This window comes from Actinomycetes bacterium, from assembly GCA_036000965.1.
Taxonomy (GTDB): domain Bacteria; phylum Actinomycetota; class CALGFH01; order CALGFH01; family CALGFH01; genus DASYUT01.
Window position 1 is genome coordinate 1 of sequence record DASYUT010000004.1, and the last position, 4,184, is coordinate 4,184.

Here is a 4,184-nt window from a genome sequence, read left to right on the forward strand (position 1 = left end):
ACGCAGACCGACCTGCTCAGGGACCTCCTGAAGGGCTCCGACCTGTCGGTGACCGTGCCGACCTGCCCCGACTGGACGCTCGCCGAGCTCGTCCGGCACATCGGCGGAAACCTCCGCTCGGTCGAGACGGCCGTACGGACCGGGACGGCTGTACACGAACCGGACAAGCAGGTCCCCGACGTGGCGGGGCCGGCCGGTGACGACCCGGCGGCGCTGGACGCCTGGCTGGCCGAGGGGGCCGCGAGGTTCGCCGGCACGCTGCGCGAGGCAGGCCCTGCTGCCGAGGCGCGGGTCTGGGCGTTCCAGCAGAGCACGGCCTTCTGGGCCCGCCGTGCGGCCCATGACCTGGTGATCCACCGGGCCGACGCAGCCGTCACGGTGAGCGCCGACTACACCGTCGCTCCGGAGGTGGCCGCCGACGCCATCGACGAGCTGTTGGAGCTGATCAGGGACCAGCAGGTCGCCGACTCCTCGCCGCGCCTCGCGGAGCTGCGCGGCCCCGGCAAGAGCATCCACCTCCACGCGACCGACACCGACGCCGAGTTGACGGCCGAGTGGCTCATCGAGTTCAGGACGGACGGCTTCACATGGCGCCACGGCCACGAAAAGGCCACCGTCGCGCTGCGCGGCCCGCTCGCCGACGTGCTGCGGGTCTTCTACCGGCGGCTGCCCGCGGACAGCGAGCGGGTGGAGGTCCTTGGCGAGGCCGCGCTGCTTGACTTCTGGCTGGAGCGCGTCTCCCTCGGCTCGGCGAGCACCTTCTCCGCCACGACGTCATGCTCTCAGTCGTCACCGAAGTCGTAGGTGTAGCGGGCCCGGCGACCCTCGCGCGGTATCAGGTCGATCCGGTCAGAACTCGTCGGGCTCCTCGAGCCATTGGGCCTCGGCGGCTGCTGCCTTCTCGTGGAGGGAGCCCAGGCTGCCGTCGGCGGCGGTCAGATTGAGGGTCAACTCGGCGAGCTGCACGTCGATACCCGAGGTGGGGTCCAGGTCATCGGTGGCCTGCGCGAGGAGGTTGAAGACCTTCTTGCGGCTTTCGGGCTGGGTCAGGCTCCGGCTTGGGAGCCTGACGGTGTAGCGGGTGTACGAGGTCGCCGCCGAGCCGCCTGGGCCGTCCCCAGCTCGGCCGGCGCCGGTCCCACCGGTCGTGGTGCCCTCGTCGGGGCGCCGCTGATCCGCGTCTTCATGGTCACCCGCCGAGGTCGTGCCATCCGCCGACGTGTCGGTCGAGGTGGGCGCCTCGGCCTTGGTGATGATCTGCTCGGAGGAGTTGATGGCGAGCGCATCGGGTGAGGGGATCGTGAGGGCCTGGCCGGTGCTGCCGAGGATCTGCCACACGTTCCGCAGGGTCACGGCGTCGAAGATCGCCCCGCGGATGTCGGCCTCGCTTGACACCAGCGGGAAGGCCGGATCCTGCCAGAACCTGCGCACGACCTCCCGCAGCGTGAAGCGGCGCTCGCTGACGTCGAGCAGGGCGGTCAGATAGGCGCCATTGAGCGTACCGGGCTCCGCAGCCCGACCGGCATTGACCAGCGTGTCCCAGACGACGTTGCCGGACAGGGCGGTCTTCGTCTCGGAGTCGAAGCGGCGCCACTCCACCACGATCCCGGTGCTTGCCCGGGTGAGGTAGGCCAAGTGCTGGAAGGCACGCTTCAGATCGTCGTCGACCTGGCCCTGCGCAGCACGCAGCCGGTCCCGAGCCTCCTGTTGCAGCTCGTCGTCGGGATCCAGAATCTTGGTCACTCGCTGATAGGCCAACGCCTCCAGCGCACGGCGGCGGACCAGCTCCCGGCGCTGAGCGTCGATGCAGGCGACCACCGCCGAGGCGGCGTTGTCGACCCGCAGCGCACCACTGCCGAGGCCCAGCATCGCCGTGATGTCGTCGCGGGTGCGGGTTTCCCTGCCGTTGCCCAGGCTCCAGCGGGACGGGTCGAGGACGACCAGCCGGTTGGTCTTGGCTTGGTCGACCTCGCGGAACACCTCCTCCAGCGGCGTGTCGGGCGGCCTGGCCTCGACGAACACGGCCTCCTCGAACCTGCCCTTGGCGGCGATCGCCTGGACCCGTTCCCACACGTAGGCGTCCCGCTCCCCGGTGGCGCCGGCGACCATGCTGCGGGCTTGCCGGTAGTACATCTGCAGGGTCTGGCTGATCGTGAGCTGGTAGCGCGGGGGCGTGTTGCCACCCGCGCCCGGGATGACCTGAAGGGAACCAAGCCCCTCCTCCACGTCCACGAGCATGCTGAAGGCCTCGTCGGCACCGGCAAAGTCCAGACCGCCGGGGTGGAACAGCGCCGCTAGGAGCTCGGGCTTGGTGGCGCCCTTGCGGGCCTGGGCGCGGGGCACCAGCGAGTACAGCAGCAGCGCCGTGGCCAGTACCACCAAGGGCCGGCTCCCCGGCTCCACGTTGGGGTGGTGGTCGGCGAACTGGGCGTCCAGCTCGACCGCGCGGCCCTTGGCACCGTCCTTGGCGATGACGTCCCCACCGGCCACAGCCCGGAAGCCCTGGACGGCCTTGTCATTGCCGTGCAGCAGCCCAGACGACAGTACCGACTCGATGACCCGGTGCAGCGGCAGGTCGCCCACGCCGATCAGCGCCGGCGCGTAGCGCCCGGCCTGGTGCTCGCCCACTGAGTGGAAGGCGGTCGCGGCGAAGATGTCGACAGTCGAGCGGACCCGCTGGAAGCCGGCGTGCCGGGACCAGTCATCGCGGACCAGCGCCATCAGGTCCGGGTGAAACGGATAGGTCGCGTCCAGCCGCTGCTCAAGCCCCAGCAGGCCCCTGGTCGAGGGCAACCGCTCGAACACGTTGGCCGTCCACGCCGGATCGGCCGCAGCGGCCCAGGCGGCCGCCACCTCGGCGACCGGCAGCGGGCGGGTGGGCTGCTCGAAGATGCGCCGGCGGATGATCGCGGCGAAGTCCTCGGCGCCGGTCACCGACGCGGTCACGCCGTTGCGCTCCAGGCGTCGCGCGACGTAGTCGCGGAACTCGTTCGCCTCGGGGCGATAGCCGCGGTCGTCGAGCTCGGACTTGATCATGACCACCACGAACGCCACCTGTGGGACGTCGTCGACCGCGTCCATGAGGCTGTTGAGGAATGCCTGCTCGCCCGGCATGGACTCCCGGTGCGCCCTGTCCGACAGGAGCTGGGCGTAGTCCATCAGCTCGTCCAGCAGGATCAGGACCGGCCCACCCGCCTCTTCGAGCGCCGCGCGCAGCGCAGCCTTGTCCGGCCCCTGTGCCACCAGCCGCCGGTAGCGGTCGAAGTCGCCCGGGAACAGCGACCAGATGAAGCGCTCGTGCAGCGTCCTCGCCGGCCCGAACTCCGCGCTCGCCACCCCAGGGGTCATGTGATCAGCGGGCAGCACTACCACCCGGGTCTCAGTGAGATCGACCGGGCCGTTGGCGCGCTGCTCCGCCTCGGCCAGCACCAGCCGGCCAAGCTCACACGCCAGGAACACCGCCGGCTCGTTGGCGAGGTGGTACAGCCCGACGAGCGCGTGGGACTTGCCGCCGCCCATGCCCTGGTCGAGATGGAACAGTGCCCGCGTCGAGCCTGCCGACCCCAGCCGCTGCGCCACCTGCGCCATGAAGTTGACCAGCCCGCTGGTCGGCATGGTGATGTCGCCGTAGTAGCCCACGTCGCGGTAGGGGACGTCGGCGGTCTGCGACACCACGCTGTACAGCGACATTTGCAGGTTGGCGACCTGCCCGCTGGCGTCGGTCACCTCCTGGCGAAGGGTGAGCACGTCGGCCCAGTGCGGCGGCTGTCCCATCTGCTGTCACCACTTCCCTACGACTCGTCGAACGGCAACTGCAGCACCTCGCCCTCGGCTGCCCGCATGCCTCGGACCTGCCGCTGGATCGACGCGGCCATGCGCTGGATGCCCGTCAACGCCACCGCGTCGCGGTCGCTGGGTGGCAGTTGGTGGGACAGCTCGTGCACGACCGCCCAGACCTGCTCGTCCCCCGGCGACCGCTCGGCGGCCGCAAGCACCTCAGCAACTCCCTCCCCACCGCTCGCACGCCAGGCGGCCACCATCGCCCGCACCACGTCGAACACCTTCGAGGTGGAGTCGACGTGCGCCGGGGGCTCCAGGGTCAGCCGGAACCCGGCCTTGGACTCCTCCAGCAGCCCGTCTCGCGCATCCCCCAACCCGATGCCGTCGGCCTGAGCGAGGAACAC

3 protein-coding genes are annotated in these 4,184 nt (G+C 70.7%); 1 reads left to right on the plus strand and 2 read right to left on the minus strand.

Annotated elements, in window-relative coordinates; translation table 11 throughout:
• A partial coding sequence (locus VG276_00080) for a maleylpyruvate isomerase family mycothiol-dependent enzyme (protein HEV8647825.1) occupies positions 1–804 on the plus strand: 804 nt, incomplete at its 5' end.
• 45 nt (positions 805–849) lie between these two features.
• On the opposite strand, the gene VG276_00085 is transcribed toward VG276_00080, so the two are convergent.
• Together VG276_00085 and VG276_00090 are read right to left on the minus strand one after the other, a co-directional pair.
• Entirely contained in the window at positions 850–3,774 is a 2,925-nt protein-coding gene (locus VG276_00085) for a DUF499 domain-containing protein (GenBank protein ID HEV8647826.1), read from the minus strand.
• Positions 3,775–3,791: 17 nt separating this feature from the next.
• The coding region (locus VG276_00090; protein HEV8647827.1) for a hypothetical protein at positions 3,792–4,184 on the minus strand (393 nt) is incomplete at its 5' end.

What these genes read in the sequence shown, in the direction of transcription:
- VG276_00085 (HEV8647826.1), bottom strand. Translation starts at nt 3,774, where the DNA reads ATGGGACAGCCGCCGCACTGGGCCGACGTGCTCACCCTTCGCCAGGAG.